The following is a 24,526-nucleotide window of genomic DNA, read 5'->3' on the forward strand; positions in this document are numbered from 1 at the left end:
CAGCGACGCGGCCTTCTGATGGGGGCCGCGTCGTTGGTTTATTCCCCTTAATTTTGGGAGCCGGGCCCTGCGTCCGGCTTTGTTATATGGCTGCTGCTATGATGCGTCGAGTTGTGCTGAGCGTGGTGTTGTGGGCCGGCCTGTTGGGCGGCGTGGTAGTGGCGCAGGTGCCCGAGGGCAGCAACGTGCCCGCCGCGTCCGAAAAGCCCCTGACGCGCCGCCAGCAAAAAGCCCTCGAAAAGGAGCAGCACGAGTTGGAAAAGAAGCTGGCCGAAGCGCGCGCCAAGCGCGCCGCGCTGCGCGCCCAGATGTCGTCGCTGATGACCGAGCGCGAGCGCGAGCGCAGCGAAGCCCTGTTCGTGGACGGCGTGAAATATTCGCTGCTCGAAGACTACAACAAGGCCCTCGAAAGCTTGCTGAAGGCCTACGCCATCGACCCCGACAACGCGGCCATCAACTACAAGATTGCCGAGGCCAACATGCTGAGCGGCAACATGCGCGACGCTGCTAACTACGCCGAGTCGGCCACCCGCATCGACCCCAAGAATGCCTATTACTACCTGCTGCTGGCCCAGATTCAGGCCAGCCAGAAGCAGTACGATTCGGCCATTAAAACCTACGCCACGCTCATAAAGGAAGTGCCCAATTCGGGCAGCTACCTCTTCAACCTCGCCGACCTGTATTTGGCCCAGAGCAAGCTGCCCGAAGCCCTGACCACTCTCGACCAGGCCGAAAAGGAATTCGGGCAGGTCGACGAGATTTCGTTCAAGAAGCAGCAGATTTACCTCAAGCAGAACAAGCTGGACCAAGCTTTGGTCGAGGGTGAAAAGCTCATCAAGGCCAACCCCAACGAGGTGCGCTACGTGCTGGCCCAGGCCGAGCTCTACGCCAACAACAACCGCCTGCCCGATGCTTTGCGCGTGGCCCAGCAGGCCCTGCGCCTCGACCCCAGCGCCGCCCAGGCCCACTTGATTCTGGCCGACGTGTACCGCCAGCAGAACCTGGCCACCGAGTCAGCCCAAGAGTTGCGCCTGGCCCTGAGCAGTCCGTCGCTCGACATCGACGTGGCCGTGCGCATCCTCATCGGCTACCTTAAGCAGCTGCCCAGCCCGCAGGAATCCATCAACCAGCTGGCCCGCGACCTGGCCGCCGCTACCGTGACGGCCCACCCGCGCGAGGCTAAAGCCTACGCCATCAGCGGCGACGTGCTGGTGCAAACCGACCGCAAGGCCGAGGCCCGCAACGCCTACTCGCGCGCGCTGCGCTACGACAACTCGAAGTTTGAGGTGTGGCAGCAGGTGATTGGGCTGGATGGGGAGCTGAACCAGACCGACTCGCTGCTGCTGCACAGCAACCGCGCGCTGGAGATTTTCCCGAATCAGGCGCAGTTCTGGTTCTACAACGGCATTGCCTACCAGCTGAAGAAGCAGCCGGCCCGCGCCGCCAAGTCGCTGGAGCACGGCCGCAAGCTGGCCGCCAACAATGCCTCGCTGCTAGCCCAGTTCGACGCCCAGTTGGGCGAGGCTTACCACGAGCTGCACGAAGATGACAAGTCGGACGCCTCCTACGAAGCCTCGCTGGCCAGCGACCCCAGCAACGTGCTGGTGCTGAACAACTACAGCTATTATCTATCGCTGCGCGGCGTGAAGCTCGACAAGGCCAAAACGATGGCCGGCAAGGTCGTAAAGCAGTTTCCGGAGAACGAGACCTACCTCGATACGTATGCCTGGGTGCTCTACAAGCAGAAGGATTACGCCGGAGCGAAAGACGTGCTCGATAAAATCATTACCAAGTCGACGGACGGTTCCATCATCGAACACTACGGCGACATTCTCTACCAACTCGGCGACAAGGAGAAAGCCGCCGCCGAGTGGCAGCGCGCCCGCAAAGCCGGCGGCACCTCCGAGATGCTGGAGCGCAAACTGAAAGAACACAAGCTTTATGAATAAATACACGCTGCTGCTGGCCTTGGGCCTTGGCCTTGCCGGCTGCGCCCGCAAGGCCACGCCTACTGTTTCGACCACCGGCCCCGGCACCTCTACGCCCGCCATGGAGCCGACATTGCCCTCAGTGCAGGCGCAGAACACGGCCTTCGACTTCCTCACCATCAAGGGCAAAGCCCAAGTGACGATGAAGGGCAACAAGCAGGGCGCTAACCTCTCGATGCGGGTGCGGCGCGACAGCGTTATCTGGGTTTCGGCCGGGCTGGCAGGATTTGAGGGCGTGCGCGCCGTGCTTACCCGCGACTCGGTGCACGTGGTGAACCGGCTGGAAAAAACCTACTTCAGCGGCGGCTACGACTACCTCACCAAGCTGCTGAACGTGCCCGTGAGCTTCGCCCAGATGCAGACGCTGCTGCTCGGCGACTACCTGCCCGCGCCCGCCGGCACCAAGCCCACCGTGGCCACCGAAGAGGCCGCCCGCCAGCGCGTGAGCTACAACCTGAGCAGCGTGCTGGTCGAGCACCTGTTGCAGGCCGGCAACACCGGCCGCGTGCAGCAACTGCGCTTGAGCGACGAGGCCGCCAAGCGCAACCTCACCGTCGATTACACCGATTTCCAGCCCCTGGATGCCCAGCAGCCGCTGCCGTTTGCCCACGCGCTGTTTGTGCAGGCGCAGCAGCCGTCGGCCGGGGCCGTCACGGCCGCCATCAACTACAACAAAGTGGAAGTGAGCCGCAGCCGCTTGTCGTTCCCGTTTGAGGTGCCCAAGGGCTACCGCCGCTTGCGCTAGGCCGGCCCGCCGTGCGGAATACCCGCGGCGGCTGCCTAATTTTGCGTTTCTACCAGATTGGTAGGTTTTTGAACATCCTCTCCGTTGAGCAAGCAGGCATTCCCGACCAATAAAGTAGCATTTCCGTCAGCCACTGGCGCACGCCGGGGCTATTGGTGGCTGCTCCTGTTGCTGGGAGGATGGTTGAGCGTCGGCCCGGCGCTGGCTCAGCAGAAGCGTCCGCAGCCTGCCCGGCGCGGCAAAACGGCTAAACAAGCCCCGCGCCCGGCCCCCGCTCGCCGCAAACCCGCGCCGCGCCGCGCTGCCAGCAGCAGCCCGCGCGGCAAAAGCAAGGCCCAGCTGGAGCGCGAGCGCCTGAACAACCTGCGCCAGATTGAGCGCACCAGCCAGGCCCTCGACCAGACGCAGGCCAAAAAGAAGGTGAGCCTGGGCCAGCTGCACGTCATCAGCGAGAAGCTGACGGAGAAAAAACAGGTCATTCGGGGAATTTCGACGCAGCTGCAGGGCATCGAAACCAACGTGCACCAAACGGTGAAACAGGTGGTGCAAACCCAGCAGACGCTGGCCCAGCTCAAGGCCGAGTATGCGCGGCTGCTCTACACGGCCTCGAAAACCGCCAATGGCTTCAACCGGCTCATGTTTTTGTTTGCTTCGGAGTCGTTCAACCAGTTTGCGCTGCGGCTGCGCTACATCCGGCAGTACACCGAGGAGCGGCAGCGGCAGGCGGCCCGCATCATGGGCACGCAGTACCGGCTGCACGAGCAGCTTACGGGCCTGACGAAACAGCAGCAACGCAAAAGCAGCCTGCTCAACAGCCAGCTTAGCGAAAACCGTAACCTGCTCACCCTGAAATCGAAAGAAGATGAGATGGTGCAGCAGCTCAGCCAGCAGGAACAGGGCCTGCGCCAGGAGCTGGAAGAGCGTCGCCAAGCCGTGAACCGCCTCGACAACCTGATTGCCGAGCGGGTGCGCGAAGAAATTGTGCGCGCCGCCCGGGCCGCCCGCCTCGCCGCCCGGCGCGAAGCCGCCCGCGCTGCCGAGCGCGACGCTCGCACCGCCGCCCGCAACCGCCGCGACAACGCCTCCCCCACCCGCCGTGAGGAATCTACCGCCAGCAGCGACAGCCGCAACGACGACCCCACCGCCGCCCCCGAAAACGACGCCCCCGAAACCGCCGCCGAAGCCGCCGCCGACCGGCGCGCCGTGCGCATTGCCCTCACGCCCGAAACGGCCCTGGCTTCGTCGTCCTTCGCTGGCAACCGCGGCCACCTACCCTGGCCCGTCAGCCGCGGGTTCATCAGCCAGCGCTTTGGGCGCCACCCGCACCCGGTGCTTAAAAACGTGACCGTGGAAAACCGGGGCGTGGATATTCAAACGGCGGCCGGGGAAGAAGTCCGCTCCTGCTTCGACGGCAAGGTGCTCACTATCACCAACATCGCGGGCATGAATACCATCGTTATGATTCAGCACGGCGACTTCTTCACGGTGTATGCCAAGCTGCGCTCGGTGAACGTGCAGGAAGGCCAGCGCGTGCGGGCCCGCGAGGTCATCGGCACAGTCGCCACCGACGGCGAAGGTACCTCCGAGGTACAATTTCAGGTGTGGCACAACTCGTCCAACCTCAACCCCGAAAGCTGGCTGGGACACCGCTAAACCACGGCGCAAAAAAAAACCCGAACCAGAGGTGCGGGTCTTTCCGAGCTATGAAAACAAACTTAGCTGTCAGCGGAAGGGGATTTTCATCTGCTTCTGCCGATAACCGTAGCAAAGATGCACGGCCGGAAAGGCCTCAGCCAGCGCATTTCGTTGAAATATCCAATTTCGCCGACGAACGACTGGTTTCGCCGTGTTGATGCTTCGCAGGAAGTAGCCAAGTAGTTAAATCACCGTCAAGCGGGCCAGCAGGCCCGCTTTGTAGGAGCTGCCGATGGACACGCGCACGGGCACCCGGCCTGGCCCGCTTACCGGGCTGCTTTCGAGGGCCACCGAGTCGCCTTCGATGGCCACAATGCGGTCGAGCCGCACAATGTATTTGCGGTGAATGCGGGCAAAATCGGCGCTGGGCAGCTTGGTTTCCAGGTCCTTCATGGTGCCGTACACGGTGAGGCGCTCGCGGCCCAGGTACAGGTTCACGTAGTCGCCCAGAGCTTCCACATACAGCAGGTCGGCGGTAGGGATGCGGATGAGGCGCTGCTCCTGCTTCACAAAAATATCCGGTCGGCTATAGGTCTGGGCCAGCCCGTCGGAGCGGCCGGCCAGCCGGATAACGCCTTCCAGCTTCTGGCGCTCGTCGTCGAGCAACAGGCGGGTGCGGCGCAGCTCCAAATGGGCCATTACCTGGCGGGCCAGCAGGCGCAGGGCCTCGCGCTGGTCGGTGCTCAGCGAGCGGGGCACGGTATCGAACGCGCAGAGGGTGCCCAGGGGGTAGCCTTCGGGCGTGAGCAGCGGCGTGCCGGCGTAGAAGCGGATGTGCGGCGCGCCGGTTACCATCGGGTTGCTGGCATACAGCGCATCGGCGTGGGTGTCGGGAATTTCAAACACGCCGCTGGAACGCAGCGCGTACTGGCAGAAAGTCTGCTCGCGGGGCACTTCGCGTACGTCGATTCCAACGCGGGCTTTCAGCCACTGGCGCTCATCATCGAGCAACGACACCGATGACATAGGCGTGCCGCACACGTAAGCCGCCAGCTGGGCCAGGTCGTTGAACACCGGCTCGGGTTCCGTATCGAGAATGCCGTAGCTGTGCAGGGCTTCGAGGCGGTCCTGCTCATCGGAAATCAGGGCGGAGGGAGAAGGCATTTTCATGGCAGTCGGAGAAAGGAAAGCCCTCGGAGGCGGCGAAAGCCGCGGCACCCGAAGGTAGCGACAAAGCTACGGCCGTGTCTTACGCCAGATTAGCACCTTCCGGCCAACTCTGCTGTTGGGGCGTTCAACTCCCTCGTTTCGCTTGCCCAACGGCGGGTTCATCCGCAAAACATCTGCCAAGCGGTATCTTTGGCACGCCAAAACCCGTTCGGCTGCGTATATCCGTTTTTCTAACCCTCCACCGGGCCCAGGCGCCCACCCTCTGATGCTCCATTCCCTGTTTCTTATCGGCAGCTTCGGTACTACCGAAATTCTGCTTATTCTCTTTGTTATCATCTTATTGTTCGGGGCCAAGCGCATTCCCGAGCTGTTCCGCGGCATGGGCCAGGGCGTGCGTGAGTTCAAGGACGCTACGGCCAAGGCCGATGAGCAGCAGCCCCAGTACCGCGACCAGCCCGGCCAGCCGCCCTACCAGCAGCAGTTTCCCTCGCAGCAGCCCGGCTACGGCCAGCCCCAGCAGCCGAACTATAACCAACAGCCCGGCTACAACCAGCCGCAGCCCAATGGCTACCCCCAGCAGCCCGGCTATCAGCAGCCCACGCCGCCCGCCTACAACCCCAACGACCCTACTAACCAGCCGCGCTAACCCGCGCTTTTATTAGCCATGCACACTCCCTTCGTATTATTTCTGGGCGACATCGGCGGCTCTGAGCTCATCCTCATCATGGTCGTCATCCTGATTTTCTTCGGGGCCAACAAAATTCCTGAGCTGGCACGCGGCCTCGGCAAGGGCATCCGCGAGTTCAAGGATGCCAGCACCGAAATCCGCCGCGAGTTCGAGCAGGCCGGCCAACCCGCCGCGCCGAACCAGCACTATCAGCAGCCCAACCCCTACGCGCCCCAGCCGCAGCATCAGTCCACGCCGCTGCCTATCGCGGCCGAGCCCGGCTCCGGCTTCGACCCGTGGGCCGCGCCCGCAACTGCTGCCGCACCGATTATGCCCACGGCCGACCAGCACGACCCGGCCCCGCCCGTGGCTACCGTACTGCCCCCCAACCTGGCCCCCGAGGGCACCCAGCCCCGCCAGCCCTACCTGCCCGCCGATTCCGGCGCGTAATTTCTCTGCTATCGGTCACCTAACTCTGCATCAGGTTTGAAGCGTTTTCAGTCATTATCCGAAGTCCGCAGCGAGCTGGCGGCAGGCAACACGTCCTGCCGCCAGCTCGTTGATTATTACCTCGATAACATCGAGCGTCAGCAGCACCTCAACGCCTTCCTGGAAGTGTGGCCCGACGAGGCCCGCGCCCAGGCCGACGCTGTGGATGCCAAGCTCACGGCCGGTACCGCCGGCCCGCTGGCCGGTATGGTTATCGGCCTCAAAGACGTGCTGGCTTACGCCGGCCATTCGCTGCAAAGCAGCAGCCGCATGCTCGACGGCTTCAAGTCGCTCTACACCGGTACGGCCGTGCAGCGCCTGCTCGATGCCGACGCCATCATCATCGGCCGCCAGAACTGCGACGAGTTTGCCATGGGCGGCTCGAACGAAACCTCGTATTTCGGCCCCGCTCGCAACGCCGCCGACCCCAACCGCGTGCCCGGCGGCTCGTCGGGCGGCTCGGCCGTGGCCGTGCAGGCCGATATGTGCCTCGCTTCAATCGGTTCCGATACGGGGGGCTCGGTGCGCCAGCCGGCCGCGTTCTGCGGTGTGGTGGGCTTTAAGCCGACTTACTCGCGCATTTCGCGCTACGGGCTGGTGGCCTTCGCCTCGTCGTTCGACCAGATTGGGCCCATCACCCGCTCGGTAGCCGATGCCGCGCTGCTGACCGAAATAATGGCCGGTCCCGATGGCATGGACAGCACCGCCAGCCAGCGCGAGGTACCCGCCTACAGCCAACAGCTCACGCCCGCTGCGCACTACCGCATCGGCTACATCGCCGATGCCGTGAACAGCGAGGGCCTGAACCCGGAAATCAAGGCGGCTATGGAGGCCCAGCTCGACGTGCTGCGCGGCCAGGGCCACGTGGTGGAAGCGGTAGATTTCCCCTACCTCGATTTCATGATTCCGACCTACTACATCCTCACCACCGCCGAAGCAAGCTCCAACCTAGGCCGCTTTGATGGCGTGAAATATGGCTACCGTGCCCCGGATGCGACGGATTTGGAATCGATGTACAAAAAGAGCCGCGCCCAAGGTTTTGGCCCCGAAGTGCAGCGCCGCATCCTGCTCGGCACGTTCGTGCTCAGCGCGAGCTACTACGACGCGTATTACACCAAAGCCCAGCGCGTGCGTCGCCTCATTAAGGAGAAAACCGACGAGCTGCTGCGCCAGTACGATTTCCTAGTGCTGCCCACCACGCCCACCACGGCCTTCAACATTGGCGAAAAGCAGGACCCGGTGAGCATGTATCTGGCTGATATTTTCACGGTGCAGGCCTCGCTGGCTGGCGTGCCCGCCATTTCGGTGCCAGTGGGCGAAGACGCAGCGGGCCTGCCCATTGGCCTGCAGGTAATGGCTGGCGCTTTCCGCGAAGCCGATTTGCTGGCCTTTGCCAGCACCATCACCGAGGAAGTGCCGGCCTAGCCAGGTTTTGATTACGTTATGCAAAACGCCCGACCGTAATGGCCGGGCGTTTTTCGTTTTATAAGGCTTATACGGAAAGTGTTTCTTACTTCCCAGCCATCGCCCGGCGCGGCTGCTCTACCAGCCACAGCGCCGCCAGAAACAGCAGCGTCAGGCCCGCGTGCCAGGCGTGGCGCACCCACCAGTTTTGGGGTTGCAGCCACCAGCCCAGCGCCACCAGTCCCGACGCAAACAGCAGCCACAGCCCCAGCCGCAGCGCCGGATACGGCACCGGGAAATGCCGCTCGCCCAGTCGCCAGCACAAAATTGCCATCATAAAATAGCAGGCCAGTGTAGCAATGGCTGAGCCCAGATAGCCCAGCAGCGGAATCAGCACGAAGTTGAGCGCGATGGTGAGGACTGCGCCGCCTGCGCCGATATAGGTGCCGTAATACGTCTTATCCGTGAGCTTGAACCACACCGACAGGTTGTAGTACACGCCCAGAAACAGATTAGCCAGCAGCAGAATGGGCACTACGACTAGGCCCTGCAGATACTCCGGCCGCCGCAGAAACAGCCGTCCGAAGTCTTCCACATTTAGGCTGATACCCACGAAAATGACCGCGCAGCACAGCGTAAACCACTTCAGTATCATGGCAAACGTGGCCGGCGAGTTCTTCTCCGTGCTCTGGGCAAAGAAGAACGGCTCGGCCGCGTAGCGGAAGGCCTGAATGACCAGCGACATGAAGATGCTCAGCTTGTAGCACGCGCCGTAGATGCCCACCGCCGTGAGGCTGCTCTGGCCGGGGTAGAAATTATCGGGCAGCCACTTGGGCAGCAGGATGCGGTCCAGCGTCTCGTTCACCATACCGGCCAGGCCCATCAGCATCAGCGGGTAGGCGTAGGCCAGCAGCGGCTTGAGAAACGACAGATTCAGCCGGAAGCGGAAATCCAGCAGCTCGCGGCCCAGCAGCAGCAGCGTGAGGCCGCTGGCAAAGAGGTTGCTCAGGAACACGTAGCCCACGCCCACGCTGGGGTCGTACAAATGCGTTACCAGCGGCTGCAGACTTGGCAGCCACTTGCCGCTCATCACGGCGGGGCAGAACACGATAAAAAACAGGTTCAGCACCACGTTGGCCACGATGCCGGCCAGCTTGATGCCGGCAAACTTGCGCGCCTTATTTTCCAGCCGCAATCGGGCAAACGGAATGGCCGTCAGCGCATCCAGCCCCAGAATCAGCGCTACCCACACGGCGTACCGCTCGTGCCCGGGCGGAATCTCCAGCAGCCCCAGCAGCGGGCGCGCCAGCAGCATCAGCAGCACCGTCAGCAGGGCCGTGCTGATGAGCAGCAGGCTCAGCACCCGGTCGTACAGCTCTTTGCGGTCGGTGCCCGGCCGGTTGGCAAAGCGGAAAAACGTGGTTTCCATGCCGTAGGTGAACACTACGTTCAGAAACGACACGTAGGCGTACAGCCCCGTCACCACTCCGTACTCCGCCGCCGAAAACGCCGCCGTGTATATGGGCACCAGCAAATACGTGAGCACCCGGCCCACAATGCTGCTCACGCCATACACGGCCGTTTGCGAGGCTAATTTTTTGGCTACACTCATTTAGGGAATGTTAGGTTTTGAATGTTGAGGGTTGAATGAGTAATCAAACTGGCGCTGCCTTTCGAGTAACTCAACATTCAAAACTCAACTCTCAACCCTATTTACCAATGAATACTGCCGCGCGTTTCTCCACAAAAGCCGTCGTGCCTTCCTTGAAATCGTCCGTTTCAAACGCCTGCCCGAAAGCGTGCGCTTCGGCTGCGTAGCCGTCGGTTTCCTTGTCGTAATGCGCGTTCACGCACTCCAGCACCAGGCCCACGGCCACGGGCGCTTTGCCCAGAATCTTACTCAGCAGCTGACGGCAGAAACCCAGCAACTCGGCCTGCGGCACCACGTGGTTCACCAGGCCCAGGCGCAGGGCCTCGTCGGCCTTCACCTGGTCGGCCGTGAGCAGTAGCTCGATGGCCTTGCCCTTGCCAATCAGCTGCGGCAAGCGCTGCGTGCCGCCGTAGCCGGGCAGCAGGCCCAGGTTTACCTCGGGCTGGCCGAAGCGGGCATTTTCTGAGGCCACGCGCATGTGGCAGGCCATGGCCAGTTCGCAGCCGCCACCCAGCGCGAAGCCGTTCACGGCCGCAATCACGGGCTTGGTGCTTTCCTCGATGCGGGCGAAGGCTTCCTGGCCACGCTCGGCGGCGCGGGCGGCCTGCGCGGGCGTAAGGGCCGCCAGCTCGGCAATATCAGCGCCGGCCACGAAAGCCTTCTCGCCACTGCCCGTGAGGATAATGCCGCGCACCTGCGCATCGTCGAGCGCCTGCTCCACCGCCACGTCGATTTCGGCAATGGTGGCCGCGTTCAGCGCGTTCAGCTTGGTGGGGCGGTTGAGGGTGATGGTGAGGATGCCGCTGGCGGTATCGAGGTCGTAGAGCAGGTTTTCGAAGGTGGTGGACATAAGCGCGAAGAGCCGGGGTTACGGTTGGTGCCGCCAAAGATACGGCCCGCGCCCGCCGGGCACTGAACGCGCCAGCACCCCAGTTAAACGCGGCCCGCCACCCGCCCAACGAAACCCAGCCTGCTTCCTATTTCCTCTCCACCACCTTTGCAGCGACAATACCGCAAGGTATTTTAATTTATATACTTAGCTTTAGCGCCAAGCCTGCATTTCTTCTTCTCACCTAACCCCTTACTGCAATGGGATTTGTTTCCGAATTCAAAGAGTTCATCTCGAAAGGCAACGTGCTCGACTTGGCCGTCGGCGTCATCATCGGCGGAGCCTTTGGCAAAATCGTGACGTCGCTCACCGATGATGTCATTATGCCTATTGTCGGGTTGATTGGTGGTCAGCCCGATTTTTCGGCCATTCACGTTGGACCAGTGAAAATCGGCTTATTCCTGAATGCCGTGGTGGGCTTCCTCATTCTGGCACTCATCATTTTCTTCATTGTGAAGGGTGCCAACAGCATCAAGAAAAAACCGGTGGAAGTAGTTGCGGCGCCTGCCACGCCTCCGCCGCCCACCACCGACCAGCAGTTGCTCATGGAAATCCGCGATGCCCTGCGCAGCGGCCGCCTGTAAGCGAACCCGCATCCACCGAGAAAAAACCGTCGTCTGCCGAATGGCGGGCGGCGGTTTTGCATTTGGAGTTAAAGTTTTCGTTTTATTTGCAGTAGGCAAGCGGCCGAATCAAAATAAGTTACGAACTTCGCCTTGCCTCCGTTCGAGTGAATATCTTTCACTTTGCGAATGGAACCCCTCCCCCGCTTCAATCGTTAGGCCGCCAACGCCACCTCTTTTATCACCACCTCTCGCGCATGAACAAGCTGTTTGCCGTTGCCCTGCTGGGCGTTCTGAGTCTTGGTACCGCCGCCGTGGCGCAGGCCCAAACCGGCCCCGCCTTCCCCGAGCCCGGCCGCAATAAAAACCCCGAAGCTGCCCGTACCAACGCCACCAACGCGCAGGAGTTGGCCCGCAACCAGCGCCGCGCGGCCATGACGCCCGACGAAATCAAGAAGGACCAGCAGCTGGCCCTGCTCGAAGCCCGCACCGGCAACACCAGCTTCGGCACCAAAGGCCCCGACCGCCAGTTCGATTCCAACCGTTCGGGCGGCGGCTTTATGGTGCGCAAATTCAAGGCCCAGGCCGGCAAGCCCGGCTACGCCGAAAACAAGCGCGGCCAGAGCCACTTCGTCGGCGGCTCCGACCCGGCCGGCAAACCTTTGGTGCACAAGCACAAAAGCAAGCATAAATTCCTGTTTTTCTAGGAGTCAAAATCATAAATAAAAGCCCCGGCTGCAGCTGCAGTTGGGGCTTTTTTGTGTCTATAAGCTGCTAGTCGATGCGGTAGTATCAGCTGCAGTGCCACGCTCAATAGCTGGAGTCAGCCTGAAACCCAACGCAAAAACAAAGCCCCAACTGCACAATGCAGCCGGGGCTTTTTCACCTTGGCAGGTTGCGCTTGTCTTACAGCGTGCGCTTGATTTCCTTTTCTTCGAAGCCTTCGATGTTGTCGCCTTCAATCAACTCGTTGAAGCCTTTGATGGAGATACCACACTCGTAGCCCTGGCGCACCTCGCTCACATCGTCTTTGAAACGCTTGAGGTCCTGAATGTCGCCGGTGTACATCACGATGCCGTCGCGCACCACGCGCACCTTGGTTTTGCGGGTCATCGTGCCCTCCGTCATCATACAGCCGGCGATGGTGCCCACTTTGGTGATGTTGAACACTTGGCGAACCTCGGCGTTGGCCACCACCACTTCCTGCACCGTCGGGGCCAGCATGCCTTCCATGGCATCCTTCACCTCGTTGATGGCGTTGTAAATGATGGAGTACAGGCGGATGTCAATCTGTTCGTTCTCGGCCAGTTTGCGGGCACTCTGCGAGGGCCGCACCTGGAAGCCAATGATGATGGCGTCGGAAGCCGAAGCCAGCAGCACGTCGCTTTCCGAGATGGCACCCACCCCTTTCGAGAGGATGTTCACCTTCACTTCCGGCGTACTCAGCTTGAGCAGCGAGTCGGAAAGTGCTTCCACCGAACCGTCCACGTCACCTTTCACCAGAATGTTGAGCTCCTTGAACGAACCGATAGCCAGGCGGCGACCAATTTCGTCCAGCGTGATGTGCTTCTTGGTCCGGATGGTTTGCTCGCGGGCCAACTGCAAACGCTGGGTAGCGATTTCGCGGGCTTCGCGCTCCGTCTCCATTACCTGGAGGCGGTCGCCGGCCTGCGGAGCACCGGTGAGGCCGAGCACCTGCACCGGCGTTGCGGGCGGCGCGGTCTTCATTTTCTTACCGCGGTGGTCCGTCATGGCCTTCACGCGGCCGAAGTGAGGGCCGGCTAGGATTACGTCGCCCACGTTCAGGGTGCCGGTTTGCACCAGCACGGTGGTTACGTAGCCGCGGCCTTTGTCCAGCGAAGCTTCGATAACGGTGCCGATGGCGTTGCGGTCGGGGTTGGCTTTCAGGTCGAGCAGTTCGGCCTCCAGCAGCACCTTTTCCAGCAGGTCCTCAATACCAATGCCCGATTTGGCCGAAACCTCCTGGCTCTGGTATTTGCCACCCCATTCTTCCACCAGAATGTTAATCTGGGAAAGTTCCTCGCGGATTTTCTCGGGGTTGGCGGCCGGCTTGTCAATCTTGTTGAGGGCGATGATAATCGGTACCCCGGCCGCTTGCGCGTGGTTGATGGCTTCTTTCGTCTGCGGCATTACCGAGTCGTCGGCAGCTACCACGATGATGGCAATGTCCGTCACCTTGGCACCACGGGCACGCATAGCAGTAAACGCTTCGTGACCTGGCGTATCAAGGAAGGTGATGGGCTGGCCCGACTTCGTGCGCACCTCGTAGGCACCAATGTGCTGCGTGATACCGCCGGCTTCGCCTTTGGCCACACTAGCATCGCGGATGTAGTCAAGCAGCGAGGTTTTGCCGTGGTCGACGTGGCCCATGATGGTAACGATGGGGGCGCGAGGCTTCAAATCCTCTTCAGCATCGCCAGCATCCACATCAATTTCTTCCTCTTCAGCCGACAGGAATTCCACGTCAAAGCCGAATTCGTCGGCAATCACGGTAATGGCTTCGGCATCGAGGCGCTGGTTGATGGACACGAACATGCCCATGCCCAAGCACACCTTGATAACCTCGTTCACGTTCACGTCCATCAGCGAGGCCAGGTCATTGGCCGAGATGAATTCGGTGAGCTTGAGGGTCTTGGCGTCGAGCTCGTTCTGCGCGCGCAGGGCCTCGCGGTCCTCCGCCAGCATGCTGCGCTTGTCGCGGCGATACTTGGCGCGGTTCTGATTGTTGCCGCCCTTGTTGCCGCCAAGTTTGGCGAGCGTAGCCTTAATCTGCTCCTGAATCTGCTTCTCAGCCTGTTCGGGCGTGAGGGCAGGTGCATTCGGTTTCGGACCGGGCTGGCCGGTGCGCTGGCCGGGACCACCGGGGCGATTGCCACCCTGGCCGGGACCGCCGGGACGGTTGCCCTGGTAACCGCCACCCTGGCCGCCCGCGGGGCGGTTGCCCTGGTAGCCGGGGCTGGGGGGCGAAGTAGTGCTGCCGGCCGGGCCGGGCAGGCGGGCGCGCTTCTTCTGGCCGGGGCCAGCGGGCAGGCCGCGCTTGCTCACATCCGACGACGCAATGGGGCGGGGGCCACGGCCACCCGGACCACGCCGGTCGTTGTTGATGGACGACAAATCAATTTTGCCGAGCACGGTCAGACCTTTCAGCGTGTCCGATTTGGCAACAATTGTGCTGGTATCTTCGGCGGGAGCAGCAGGCTCAGCCGGGGCGGCCGGCGCAGCAGCGGCCGGAGCCGAAGCCGCCGCAGGAGTTGCTGGCGCAGCAGGCGCGGCCGGAGCAGCCGCCACGGGAGCCGGAGCGGCCGTTTCCGCTTTTGCCACGGGCTGGGCCACGGGAGCCGGAGCAGCAACCGGGGCCGGAGCAGCGGGCGCTTCTACTTTAGGAGCAGGAGCGGCCGGAGCTTCCACTTTGGGCGCGGCCGGAGCCGGGGCGGGCGTGGGAGCCGGCGCGGCAGCTACCGGGGCAGGAGCCGGAGTAGCCGGACGGGGCGGAACCACGCGGCCTTTGCTATCCAGCTCGATTTTACCCAACACTTTCAGGCCAGGCACGCTGGGTGCTTCGGGTGCGGGCGTGGGAGCCGGGGTAGCGGCAACGGGGGCTGCTGGCGCTGCGGGAGCAGCCGGGGCCGGCGCAGCCGCTACGGGGGCAGCAGCGACGGGCGCAACTGGCGCGGCCGGCTTGGGAGCCGGGGCAGGCGTTGCCACCGGCGCGGGGCGCGGGGCTGGGGCAGCGGGTTTCGGAGCCGCGTCGAGGTCGCTCTGGCGCTTGGCCTGAATGACTTTCTGGGCTTCTTGACGGTCGTGGGCAGAGGCGGCGAATTCCTTCTCCAGCGAGGCCACTTGCTCACCGGTGAGCTTCGTGGTCGGCTTGTTCTCTACTTGTATACCTTTTTTGGCCAGGGCTTCTACCACCCTGTCCATTCCAATATTCAGGTCTTTGGCCGCCTGTTGTAGCCGTTTCGGGGTTGCTTCCGCCATTCTATCTTTTCTCGCGTACGATACGCTTCTAATTGCAAAGGTATTACATTAAATCTTGCCAGCAGGGCACAAACCGCGCCTGCTGGCTCGATTTGTTACCCTTGCCGTACCGGCCGCGCGGCCGTCATTGGGCTGGCTCCGCGGGAGAGCTGGCGCCCGCTTCCTCAGTCGTGGTATCGGTGGTACCCTCGGCGGCATCGGCCAGAGGCGTGTGTTCAGCGGCCGTTTCGGTGGCCGAGGCGTGCGTTACGGCTGCTTCTTCGTCGGCGGCACCGGCGTTTTTGCTGGCGGCAGCGCTGTTTTTAGCGGTTTCGAGCGAGTTGTCGTCGAGGTCTTCGTCGTCGGCAAATTCCTGACGGATAATGCGGTACACATCGTCCACCATTTCTTCCTCCAACTCCGTGCGGCGCACGATGTCGTCTTTCTTCACTGCCAATACGGCGCGGCCGGTGTCCAGACCGATTTTTTTCAATTCGGCCAGTACCCAGGGCTCGATTTCGTCCTGGAACTCGTCCAGCGAAATGTCTTCCTCGTAGTCGATGGCTTCGCGGAATACGTCGATTTCCATGCCGACGAGGCGGCTGGCCAGCTTGATGTTGGCACCGCCGCGGCCGATGGCCAGGCTCACCTGGTCAGGCTTCATGAACACGGAAACCCGGCCGTTCTCCTGGTTTATCTTCATAGAACCCACCTTGGCCGGCGATAGTGCCCGCGCAATATAGAGTTCGAGGTTATCGGTGTAGTTGATGATGTCGATGTTCTCGTTTTCGAGCTCGCGCACCACCGGATGGATGCGGCTGCCCTTCATGCCCACGCAGGCACCCACGGGGTCGATGCGCTCGTCGTAGCTCTCTACGGCTACTTTGGCGCGCTCGCCGGGCTCGCGCACCACGTTCTTAATCACGATGAGGCCATCGTAAATCTCGGGCACTTCCAGCTCGAACAAACGCTCGAGAAAGGCCGGGGCGGCGCGGGAAAGAATAATTTTCGGCGTGCCGTTAATCACTTCCACGCGGTGTACCACGGCGCGCACGGTGTCGCCCTTACGGAAACGGTCCTTTGGGATTTGCTCGCCCTTGGGCATCACCAGCTCGTTGTCGTCCTTGTCCATGATGAGGGCCTCGCGGCTCCACACCTGGTAGACTTCGCCAGTCACGATTTCACCTACCTGGTCCTTGTACTTCTGGTACAGGTTGTCGCGCTCGAGGTCCTTCACGCGCTGAATCAGCGTCTGGCGGGCCATGAGCACGGCACGGCGGCCGAAATCCTCCAGCTTCACGCCTTCGGCTACGGACTCGCCTACTTCGAAGTCGGGCTCGATTTTCTGAGCTTCGGCCAGCGGAATTTTGTCGTGGTCCCAGATGTCCTCCGAGTTATCGTCCACGATTTCGCGGTTGCGCCAAATCTCCAAGTCGCCGTTATCGGGGTTAATGATGACGTCGAAGTTTTCGTCCTGGTCGTACTTCTTCCGAATCATGGTGCGAAACACGTCGTCCAGGATGCTCATCATCGTGGGCCGGTCGATGTTCTTGCTCCGGGCAAATTCGCCGAAGGATTCGATTAGTTCGTGGCTATTCATTGTTTTAGCTGTTAGCTATTAGCTGATGGCTTTTAGCTTTTTTGAATAAACAGAATGAACGTTAGCTAACAGCTAATGGCTGTCAGCTAACAGCTTACTTGAAAGAGATAACAACCTTGGCCTCTTTAATGTCCCCGAAGGAATAGAAAGCGGCGGGCAGGGTGGTTTTCTTGGTTTTTTGTTTGATGACTTCCTCGATTTCTACGCCTTCGGCGGTGGCGGCGGTGAGGGTGCCGGTTTTCTCGGTGCCGTCGGCCAGTTTCATGGTCAGCGAGCGACCGATGTGGCGCGGGTACTGGCGCGGGTCGGTGAGGGGCTGGTCGGCACCGGGGCTGGTGACCTCCAGGGAATACGCAGATTCTTCGCCGTAGTGCTCGTCGATGCGGCGGCCCAGGCGGCGGCTGATGGTGGCGCAGGACTGGATGGCGAGGCCGTTGGGGCCGTCGAGGGTGACGGTGACCTTGGGCAGCACCGAATCGGAGACGGTGAGGCTCACGATGAACAGCTCCTCGTCGCCGATGGCGTCGTGGAGCATTTCCAGCAGCAGGTTGCGGTCGAAGTGCATAGGGATTTGAAACAAGCGGGCAAAAAAAGAGGGGACTGCGCGTCCCCTCTTTATCAGATTGAATACCAACTTCGGGGCAAAGGTACGACAATACGGGGCGGAATGCAAGATGGGGCGACCGCGAGGCCTTTCCCTTTCCTTAGACAGCAAGGAGCTGCTCAGCTTTGCCAGTTGCGCCTACTGCTGCTGCAACGGCGGCGGCAATAAGTGTCTTTGGTAAACCTCGGCGGATGGTGGGTAGTTTGCGAGTCGGCAACCGAACTTCGCCGCCTCATTCACCCTCATTTTCAACACTAATTCCCATGAAAGCTCACATCATTCTTCGCACGGCCGCATGTGCCTTAACGCTGACTTTGGCCGGTGCCGCCGCCCAAGCTCAAACGGCGCCCGCCACAATGCCCGCTCCAGCCCAGGGCGCGGCCAAACCCAGCCCGGCTGCTACTGCTACCGGCAAAATTGGCGCGGCCGAAGTAACGGTGAACTACAGCAGCCCGGGCGTGAAAGGGCGCAAGATTTTCGGCGGCCTGGAGCAGTATGGCAAGGTGTGGCGCGCCGGAGCCAACGAAGCCACCACCGTAGAGTTCAGCAAGGCGGTGACGGTGGAGGGCAAGTCATTGCCGGCCGGCAAGTACGGCTTCTTCGTGATTCCGGCCGAGAGCGGTCAGTGGACGGCCATATTCAATAAGCAGCCCAACCAGTGGGGCGCGTTCAAGTACGACGAGAAGCAGGACGCGCTGCGCGTGATGGTGACGCCCCGCAAAACCGCGGCCCTCACCGAGCGGCTGGCTTATGAGGTGACGCCCACGGGCCTGGTGCTGCGCTGGGAGAACGTGGAATTGCCGGTGGCCATTAAATAAAGCATCTAAGTAATTGTAGCGTGGACGCTGCAGGCCCGTGTGTGGAGGCATTTCACACGCGGGCTCGCAGCGTCCACGCTACATACTTTTGTACCCATCTCAACCTGACATCCCATGGAATATAAGCTCACTCAATACAGCCACGGCGCGGGCTGCGGCTGCAAAATCGCGCCGGCCGTACTCGACCAGATGCTGCACACCAGCATTGCCCAGCCCCAGCACCCCAACCTGCTGGTGGGCAACGCCAGCCGCGACGACGCGGCGGTGTACGACATCGGCGGGGGCCAGGCGGTGATTTCGACAACGGACTTCTTTATGCCCATCGTGGATGACGCATATGATTTCGGGCGCATCGCCTCGGCCAACGCCATTTCGGACGTGTACGCTATGGGCGGACGGCCGCTGCTGGCCATTGCCGTGCTGGGCTGGCCCGTGGATAAGCTGCCGCCCGAGGTGGCGCGCCGCGTGCTGGAAGGAGCCCGCAGCATTTGTGCCGAGGCGGGGATTCCGCTGGCGGGTGGGCACAGCATCGACTCGCCGGAGCCCATTTTCGGCTTGGCGGTGACGGGCATGGTCGATATCAAAGACCTGAAGCAGAACGACACGGCTACGGCAGGTTCGGAATTATTCCTGACCAAGCCGCTGGGCGTAGGCATTATGACGACGGCCCAGAAGAAGGGCATTCTGCGCGACGAAGACGCGGCGCTGGCCCCGGCCCAGATGATGCAGCTGAACAAAATTGGCGCGGAGCTGAGCCCGCTGAAAGCCGTGACGGCGCTGACGGACGTAACCGGCTTCGGCCTGCTCGGTCACCTGGCCGAAGTGTGCGAAGGCAGCCACCTGACGGCGGAAATTGACTTCAGCAAAGTGCCGCGCCTGACGGCAGCCGAAAGCTACCTGAAGCAGGGCAGCGTGCCTGGCGGCACCGGCCGCAACTGGGCCAGCTACGGCCACAAAATTGGCCCGGTGACGGACGAGCAGCGCGCCTGGCTCTGCGACCCGCAGACTTCGGGCGGCCTGCTGGTGTGCGTGGAGCCGGCCGGGCGGGCGGCCGTGGAAGCTGTTTTTGCGAAGCACGGACTAGCGCTGGAGAGCTTCGGCCACCTGCGCGAGCACGCCGATGGCGAAGCCTGGGTGCAGGTGCAGGCATAGCTTGAGGCCGGATTCGCAGGCATGAAATCGACGTTTTTCCGCCCGCTGCTGGAAGCAGCCGTAGCCATTTTTCTGGTGCTGGGCGCGGCGCGCTGGGTTACGGGGCTGTTTTCGAAACGCACCCACGTGTACCAGGCCACAGCGGCGCGGCAAATGCGGCTGCTGTTCTGGCCGCTGCTGGCGCTGGGTGCGGGGCTGAGCGTGCTGCCCGCCGTGGCTATGGGCGAGGGTCCCGTCAGTGGCTTCGAATGGACGCTGACACTGGGGTTCATGGCCTTCACATTGGTATTGAGCGGACCGGCCCTGCTGCTGCACCTGCGCTACTGGATGCTGAACCACGACACCACGCTGGCATTTCAGCCCACCGACAACCGCTTCGAAGTATACGAGGCCGGCCAGCGGCTGCCCTTCGAGCGGCGCGACCTGGCCCGGGTGGAGCGCGTGACCTGCCGCGCCCGCCACAGCTTCTGGGCCAAATACGATTACCTGCGCCTGCATTTGCACGACGGCCGCATCATCACCCTCACCTCGCTGCTGACGGAGCTGGAGCCATTGGCGGTTTTTCTGCGCAGCGTGCCCACGGAGCGCAAAGGGCGGTACTGGTGCTGGGTGTGAGGCGAAGCAGCAAAATTCAGTAGCGCAGGAATGGGGTGGTGCTATCAGCCTGAGCGCAGCGAAGAAGCTTATCACGCTGGCGCTGTTTGAATTTACTACCAACTGTTCAGCAGTGATAAGCTCCTTCGCTGCGCTCAGGATGACAGACGAATTTCGTCGCTTCCTGCCCCTACTTCCGCCGATACAGCCCCGGCGTTTCCGTTGGCTCATACACGCCGAAAATACCCGGCAGCAGCTGCTTGAGGCGTGGCACGAGGCGGGCTTCATCGAGCAGATAGGCTGGCGGAGCAGGGCCTATTTTCTGGGCTACGCGCACCACGGCGGCGTATTCGTTGAGGTGGCCAAAATCGGCCTGCGAGAGGGTCCAGTCGAGGTAGGGCGTGGCAGGATGATTATAGAAATAGGGCCGGTCGTCGGGACCGAGCACCAGCAGGGTTTGGTTGCGCAGGGCCGCATAGCGCGGGTCGGGAGCGAGGCCGAAGCGGCTTTCGGCGGGCATGTGCAGCAGCGCTTCGAGCCGGGGCACGTAGGCACGGTAGCGCAGCACAGCGGCGGCGTTTAGCAGCAGCAGCAGCACCAGCTCCAGCCACCAGTGCTTCCGGTCGTGCTGCCACAGAAACAGGCTGAAGTAGGCCATCGGGGCCAGCAGCAGCACCAGCACGCCCGGGGCCGCGCCGTGCTCTACGGCGGCCGCGGCGGCCGCTACGGCCAGCCACACCAGCATCAGCTGCCGGAACTTTACCTGGAACACCAGGCCCAGCGAGGTGCCCAGGGCCCGGAGCAGCCCGGCGGCCAGGACCAGCATCGGCACCACCAGCAACCGGAGCTGCAGGCCCGCCGGTAGGCCGCTCGAAATCAAGTCGTTCAGGCCGGCTTTCAGGTGCAGGCTCCAGAAATCCGGCAGGGCTTCTTTATAAAACAGAAAGGTGGCCACCAGCGCATACGGAAACAGAAACCCGCACAGCAGCAGCAGCGAGCTGCGAAAGGAGCTGGCCGCGAAAATCACCACCGCAAACAGGCCCACCAGTACAAACAGGCCCAGCGGCAGGTAGCACAGCGTCCCGAGCCCAATCAGAAACCCGGCCCGAAACAGGCGGCGGTTGTCGTAGCCCTCGCGCGAGGTGGGCAGCAGCGCGCTCAGGGCAAACACGATGAAGGTGTGGCCGAGCAGCAGCGGCGACAGCGCATCCAAATCGGTACTGATGCTGCCCACCAGCAAGTACGTGAGCGCCGTGACGTAGCCGCGGTCGGGGTGCACGTCGTAGCGGGCAAACACCAGGTTCAGGCGCAGCGCCTGGATGAGCAGCAACGCCAGCGCCACCACCCGGTACAGCCACACGGGCCGGGCCAGCACGGCATCGAGGCCGGCAAAAAAGGCGGCGGCCAGCGGCGCGGTGCCGTCGTACAGGTCGCGGTACGGAATGGCCCCGCCGTGCAGCCGCTCGCCCACCAGCAGCGCCCGGAGCTCTTCGGCCGTGAGGGGCAGGCCCAGCCACAGCAGCGGCAGGCGCAGGGCCAGCACCAGCAGCAGCAGCGCCGCCAATTGGGCCGGCAAAGAGCTTTTGAAAAAGCGTAGCAAAGCGTTGGGGTATGAGGGTAGGTGGGTAAGGGGGCAGGAGTTGTTGGACCGGGGCAAAGGTATTGCGTTGGCTCAAGGCGTGGCCCTACTCTTTCTGCCCGTTCCTTGCTGAAACTTAAAACTCCTGCCCTCCCACCCTCCTACCTGCATACCCTAAAAACCCCTCGTACCTTTGCCGGTCATTATGGAAAGCAAACGACAACAGAAAATGGCCAGCCTGCTGCAACAGGAGCTGGCGTCCGTGCTTCAGCGCGATTTGCCGCACCTGTTCGGGGGCGGCATGGCTCCGGGCATCAGCACCGTGAAGGTGACGCCCGACCTGGGCCAGGCCCGCGTGTACCTGAGCCTGCTGCTGGGCGGCGACGCGGAGGAACGCCTCGCGACCATTCGCGACAACGGCAAGGAAATCCGCCACGCGCTGGCCAAGCGCATCCGCCAAACGGCCCGCGTGGTGCCCGAGCTCATCTTCTTCCACGACGACAGCGCCGCCTACGCCGCTCACATGGACGGCATCCTGGGCACGCTCGTCATCCCGCCCGCGCCCAAGGACGACGCATCGGACGACGACGACGACAAACCCGCCCGCCCGCGCCTTTTTAATTAGCAAATGAGCAAATGAGTAACTGAGTAAGGGCACGGACATTATCGTGTGATGCGCCTTCTCACTCATTTACTCATTTACTCAATTACTCACTTACCGACTTGTACTACGACCCGATTAAGAAGACGCTCGGCCAGGTATTCAACCGCACGCCGTGGCTGCGCCGGCTGTTTTATCACCTGCTCGACCTGCTGCTGCTGCGCACCTGGCACGTGCACCGCGAGCTGCGCCGCTGGGCCAAAGGCCGCACCCAGGAGCCGCTGAACATCCTCGACGCGGGCTCGGGCTACGGCCAGTACACCTACTGGCTGAGTGGCCTGAGCTCGAAATGGAACATTCTGGCTGTGGATGTGAAGGACGACCAGGTGGCCGACTCGAATGCGTTCTTCCGGCAGATTGGCCGCAAGAACGTGCAGTTTGCCGTGCAGGACCTCGTGCTGTACCAGGAGCCCAACACCTTCGACCTGGCTCTGTCGGTCGACGTGATGGAGCACATTCTGGAAGACGTGGAGGTGTTCCGCAACATCCACGCCTCGCTGAAGGACGGCGGCATGCTGCTGATTTCGACCCCCAGCGACCAGGGCGGCTCCGACGTGCACGACGACGGCGAAACCAGCTTCATCGAGGAGCACGTGCGCGACGGCTACAACATCCGCGAGATTCAGCAGAAGCTGAGCACCGCCGGCTTCGAGCGCATCGAGGCCCGCTACAGCTACGGCGAGCCCGGCCAGATTTCGTGGCGCCTGAGCATGAAATACCCCATTCTGATGCTGGGCAAGTCGCGCACATTTTTCATTCTGCTGCCCTTCTACTACGCCATCGTTTTCCCTTTCTGCCTGCTGCTGAACTGGTTTGATGCCCGCACCACCCACGATTCGGGCACCGGCCTCATTGTAAAGGCGTGGAAGTAACTCACGCACCGGCTACGCCGAACTTCGTTTCGTCGGATTTCAGTTGAATTCGTCGGATTTTGTAGTTGTTAATACCCGGCCTTCCTGCGTTAACTTTCCTTTTACGTCTTCGTTAGCGTAGCTTTCCGGGCGCAATCGCTGCGCCGCCACTCTACTAGCACCTGAGGAGTCGTTCACGAAATCAGCCTAATCGGCGCGAAATCCGACGAATCCGTGATTTATGAACGTACCCTTCCTCATTGCCCGGCGCTATTTCCGTTCCAAGAACAAGCGCAACATCATCACCATCATCTCCAACATTTCGATGATTGGGGTGGCGGTGGGCACGGCTGCGCTCATCATTGTGCTGTCGGTGTTCAACGGGCTTGAAGACTTGGTGCGCACGCTCTACGGCAAGTCCGACCCCAACCTCGTCATTTCGGCTACCAAGGGCAAGGCCTTCGACGTGGACCGCACCTTTTTGATGAAGCTGGAAAACACGCCCGGCGTGGCCCTGCTCACCCAGGTGATTGAGGACAACGCCCTGCTGCAGTACCACGACCGCCAGATGGTGGTGAAGATGCGCGGCCTGAGCGACAACTACTTCGGCCAGAGTCAGATAGATGCCAACATCCGCGAGGGCGACCACCGCCTGCACCGCGACAGCCTCGACGTGGCCCTGGTGGGCGCCGGCGTGCAGCACGAGCTCAGCATCACGCTCAACAACCGGCTGGCCCCGCTACGCCTGCTGTATCCGCGCAACACGGCCGGCCGCAAAACCCTGAGCATGAACCCCGAAGAGGCCTTCAACCAGGAAAGCCTGATTGCCGGCGGCGTGTTTCTCATCGAGCAGCACATCGACGACAGCTACATCTTCGTGCCCATTTCGTTTGCCCAGCGCCTGTTGGGCTACACCACCCGCCGCACCGCGCTGTATGTGAAAGTGGGCCAGAGCTTCGAAATCGACCAGGTGAAAAACCAGCTCCGCAAGCAGCTGGGCCCCGATTTCAAGGTGCAGGATTCGGACGAGCAGCACGTGAGTTTGTTCAAAGCCATCAAGGTCGAGAAGCTGTTTGTGTTCATCACCTTCACGCTGATTCTGCTCATCGCCTCGCTCAATATTTTCTTCTCCTTGTCGATGCTGGTAATTGACAAGAAAAAGGACATTGCCGTGTTGCTGGCCATGGGGGCCAACCAGCTGGCCGTGCGGCGCACCTTTCTGTATGTGGGGGCCATTGTGGCCCTGGTAGGCGCGGCCGTGGGTTTGCTTACGGGCGTCACGCTGTGCTGGCTGCAGCAGCGGTTCGGGCTGGTGAGCATGGGCATGGCCACGAGCGTAGTCGAGTCGTACCCGGTGAAAATGCAGGTGTCGGACATTGCCTTCACCTGCCTGTCTATTGTGCTTATCACGCTGGCCGTGAGCATTCGGCCGGCGTTGAACGCGGGCAACCTCGATTTGCGCGAAAACCTGTAGCCTGCACGCCTGCC

20 protein-coding genes and 1 pseudogene are annotated in these 24,526 nt (G+C 61.9%); 14 read left to right on the top strand and 7 right to left on the bottom strand.

The window, feature by feature from the left end; all coding sequences use genetic code 11:
• Nucleotides 1–98: 98 nt before the first annotated feature.
• The 3 genes from MON38_RS11680 to MON38_RS11690 all read left to right on the top strand — a co-directional run bounded on the left by MON38_RS11680 (nucleotide 99) and on the right by MON38_RS11690 (nucleotide 4,386).
• The gene (locus MON38_RS11680; RefSeq protein ID WP_241936350.1) at nucleotides 99–1,949 is read left to right on the top strand and encodes a tetratricopeptide repeat protein; all 1,851 of its coding nucleotides are present in this window, start codon (nucleotides 99–101) and stop codon (nucleotides 1,947–1,949) included.
• On the top strand, nucleotides 1,942–2,733 hold the full coding sequence (gene lolB1 / locus MON38_RS11685) for a lipoprotein insertase outer membrane protein LolB1 (protein ID WP_241936351.1): 792 nt from the start codon (nucleotides 1,942–1,944) through the stop codon (nucleotides 2,731–2,733). The genes MON38_RS11680 and lolB1 overlap by 8 nt, the downstream gene beginning before the upstream one ends.
• Nucleotides 2,734–2,817: 84 nt before the next feature.
• Nucleotides 2,818–4,386: a murein hydrolase activator EnvC family protein gene (locus tag MON38_RS11690; protein ID WP_241936352.1), complete on the top strand. Its 1,569-nt coding sequence runs from the start codon at nucleotides 2,818–2,820 to the stop codon at nucleotides 4,384–4,386.
• 225 nt (nucleotides 4,387–4,611) lie between these two features.
• Here the strand turns inward: MON38_RS11690 and MON38_RS11695 are convergent, their stop codons facing one another.
• Nucleotides 4,612–5,538 carry a GAF domain-containing DNA-binding protein gene (locus MON38_RS11695; RefSeq protein WP_241936353.1) on the bottom strand — a complete coding sequence of 309 codons (927 nt, stop codon included), beginning with the start codon at nucleotides 5,536–5,538 and terminating at the stop codon, nucleotides 4,612–4,614.
• A 265-nt stretch (nucleotides 5,539–5,803) separates the two neighbouring features.
• On the opposite strand from MON38_RS11695, the gene MON38_RS22885 reads away from it, so the two are divergent.
• Genes MON38_RS22885 through gatA form a run of 3 tightly spaced genes read left to right on the top strand, consistent with a single transcriptional unit; the run spans nucleotide 5,804 to nucleotide 8,119 of the window.
• Nucleotides 5,804–6,184 carry a Sec-independent protein translocase subunit TatA/TatB gene (locus MON38_RS22885; protein WP_338423768.1) on the top strand — a complete coding sequence of 127 codons (381 nt, stop codon included), beginning with the start codon at nucleotides 5,804–5,806 and terminating at the stop codon, nucleotides 6,182–6,184.
• An 18-nt stretch (nucleotides 6,185–6,202) separates the two neighbouring features.
• On the top strand, nucleotides 6,203–6,655 hold the full coding sequence (locus tag MON38_RS22890; RefSeq protein ID WP_338423769.1) for a Sec-independent protein translocase subunit TatA/TatB: 453 nt from the start codon (nucleotides 6,203–6,205) through the stop codon (nucleotides 6,653–6,655).
• A gap of 36 nt (nucleotides 6,656–6,691) precedes the next feature.
• A complete protein-coding gene (gatA, locus tag MON38_RS11710) occupies nucleotides 6,692–8,119 on the top strand; it encodes an Asp-tRNA(Asn)/Glu-tRNA(Gln) amidotransferase subunit GatA (protein WP_241936354.1) in 1,428 nt (475 codons plus the stop codon).
• Nucleotides 8,120–8,204: 85 nt separating this feature from the next.
• Here gatA and MON38_RS11715 read toward each other — a convergent pair whose 3' ends face one another.
• Nucleotides 8,205–9,710 (bottom strand): lipopolysaccharide biosynthesis protein, encoded by a 1,506-nt coding sequence (locus MON38_RS11715; RefSeq protein WP_241936355.1) that lies wholly within the window; start codon nucleotides 9,708–9,710, stop codon nucleotides 8,205–8,207.
• Between the two features lie 97 nt (nucleotides 9,711–9,807).
• Nucleotides 9,808–10,599: an enoyl-CoA hydratase/isomerase family protein gene (locus MON38_RS11720; RefSeq protein ID WP_241936356.1), complete on the bottom strand. Its 792-nt coding sequence runs from the start codon at nucleotides 10,597–10,599 to the stop codon at nucleotides 9,808–9,810.
• Nucleotides 10,600–10,838: 239 nt separating this feature from the next.
• Between MON38_RS11720 and mscL the strand changes: the two genes are divergently transcribed.
• Both mscL and MON38_RS11730 read left to right on the top strand, forming a co-directional pair.
• On the top strand, nucleotides 10,839–11,222 hold the full coding sequence (mscL, locus tag MON38_RS11725; protein WP_241936357.1) for a large conductance mechanosensitive channel protein MscL: 384 nt from the start codon (nucleotides 10,839–10,841) through the stop codon (nucleotides 11,220–11,222).
• A gap of 236 nt (nucleotides 11,223–11,458) precedes the next feature.
• Nucleotides 11,459–11,908 (top strand): hypothetical protein, encoded by a 450-nt coding sequence (locus MON38_RS11730; RefSeq protein WP_241936358.1) that lies wholly within the window; start codon nucleotides 11,459–11,461, stop codon nucleotides 11,906–11,908.
• A 199-nt stretch (nucleotides 11,909–12,107) separates the two neighbouring features.
• Here MON38_RS11730 and infB read toward each other — a convergent pair whose 3' ends face one another.
• The 3 genes and pseudogenes from infB to MON38_RS11745 form a co-directional block, all read right to left on the bottom strand.
• On the bottom strand, nucleotides 12,108–15,200 hold the full coding sequence (infB, locus tag MON38_RS11735; protein ID WP_241936359.1) for a translation initiation factor IF-2: 3,093 nt from the start codon (nucleotides 15,198–15,200) through the stop codon (nucleotides 12,108–12,110).
• A gap of 346 nt (nucleotides 15,201–15,546) precedes the next feature.
• A pseudogene (gene nusA / locus MON38_RS11740) lies at nucleotides 15,547–16,779 on the bottom strand (transcription termination factor NusA); the annotation flags it as partial.
• A gap of 94 nt (nucleotides 16,780–16,873) precedes the next feature.
• The gene (locus MON38_RS11745) at nucleotides 16,874–17,359 is read right to left on the bottom strand and encodes an LSm family protein (protein WP_241936360.1); all 486 of its coding nucleotides are present in this window, start codon (nucleotides 17,357–17,359) and stop codon (nucleotides 16,874–16,876) included.
• Nucleotides 17,360–17,646: 287 nt separating this feature from the next.
• On the opposite strand from MON38_RS11745, the gene MON38_RS11750 reads away from it, so the two are divergent.
• The 3 genes from MON38_RS11750 (at nucleotide 17,647) to MON38_RS11760 (ending at nucleotide 19,968) form a co-directional block, all read left to right on the top strand.
• A complete protein-coding gene (locus tag MON38_RS11750; RefSeq protein WP_422388740.1) occupies nucleotides 17,647–18,201 on the top strand; it encodes a DUF2911 domain-containing protein in 555 nt (184 codons plus the stop codon).
• 114 nt (nucleotides 18,202–18,315) lie between these two features.
• Complete coding sequence (gene selD / locus MON38_RS11755) at nucleotides 18,316–19,353, top strand: selenide, water dikinase SelD (protein WP_241936361.1); 1,038 nt, start codon at nucleotides 18,316–18,318, stop codon at nucleotides 19,351–19,353.
• 21 nt (nucleotides 19,354–19,374) lie between these two features.
• A complete protein-coding gene (locus MON38_RS11760) occupies nucleotides 19,375–19,968 on the top strand; it encodes a PH domain-containing protein (RefSeq protein WP_241936362.1) in 594 nt (197 codons plus the stop codon).
• 169 nt (nucleotides 19,969–20,137) lie between these two features.
• Here the strand turns inward: MON38_RS11760 and MON38_RS11765 are convergent, their stop codons facing one another.
• Entirely contained in the window at nucleotides 20,138–21,547 is a 1,410-nt protein-coding gene (locus MON38_RS11765; RefSeq protein ID WP_241936363.1) for a hypothetical protein, read from the bottom strand.
• A gap of 184 nt (nucleotides 21,548–21,731) precedes the next feature.
• Here MON38_RS11765 and MON38_RS11770 point away from each other — a divergent pair, with 184 nt between their 5' ends.
• The 3 genes from MON38_RS11770 (at nucleotide 21,732) to MON38_RS11780 (ending at nucleotide 24,512) form a co-directional block, all read left to right on the top strand.
• Entirely contained in the window at nucleotides 21,732–22,151 is a 420-nt protein-coding gene (locus MON38_RS11770; protein ID WP_241936364.1) for a ribosome-binding factor A, read from the top strand.
• Nucleotides 22,152–22,249: 98 nt separating this feature from the next.
• Nucleotides 22,250–23,059, top strand: coding sequence for a class I SAM-dependent methyltransferase (locus MON38_RS11775; RefSeq protein ID WP_241936365.1), 810 nt, complete (start codon nucleotides 22,250–22,252; stop codon nucleotides 23,057–23,059).
• Between the two features lie 220 nt (nucleotides 23,060–23,279).
• Entirely contained in the window at nucleotides 23,280–24,512 is a 1,233-nt protein-coding gene (locus tag MON38_RS11780) for an ABC transporter permease (protein ID WP_241936366.1), read from the top strand.
• Nucleotides 24,513–24,526 lie beyond the last annotated feature (14 nt).

This window comes from Hymenobacter cyanobacteriorum, assembly GCF_022631375.1.
Classification (GTDB): Bacteria; Bacteroidota; Bacteroidia; order Cytophagales; family Hymenobacteraceae; genus Hymenobacter; species Hymenobacter cyanobacteriorum.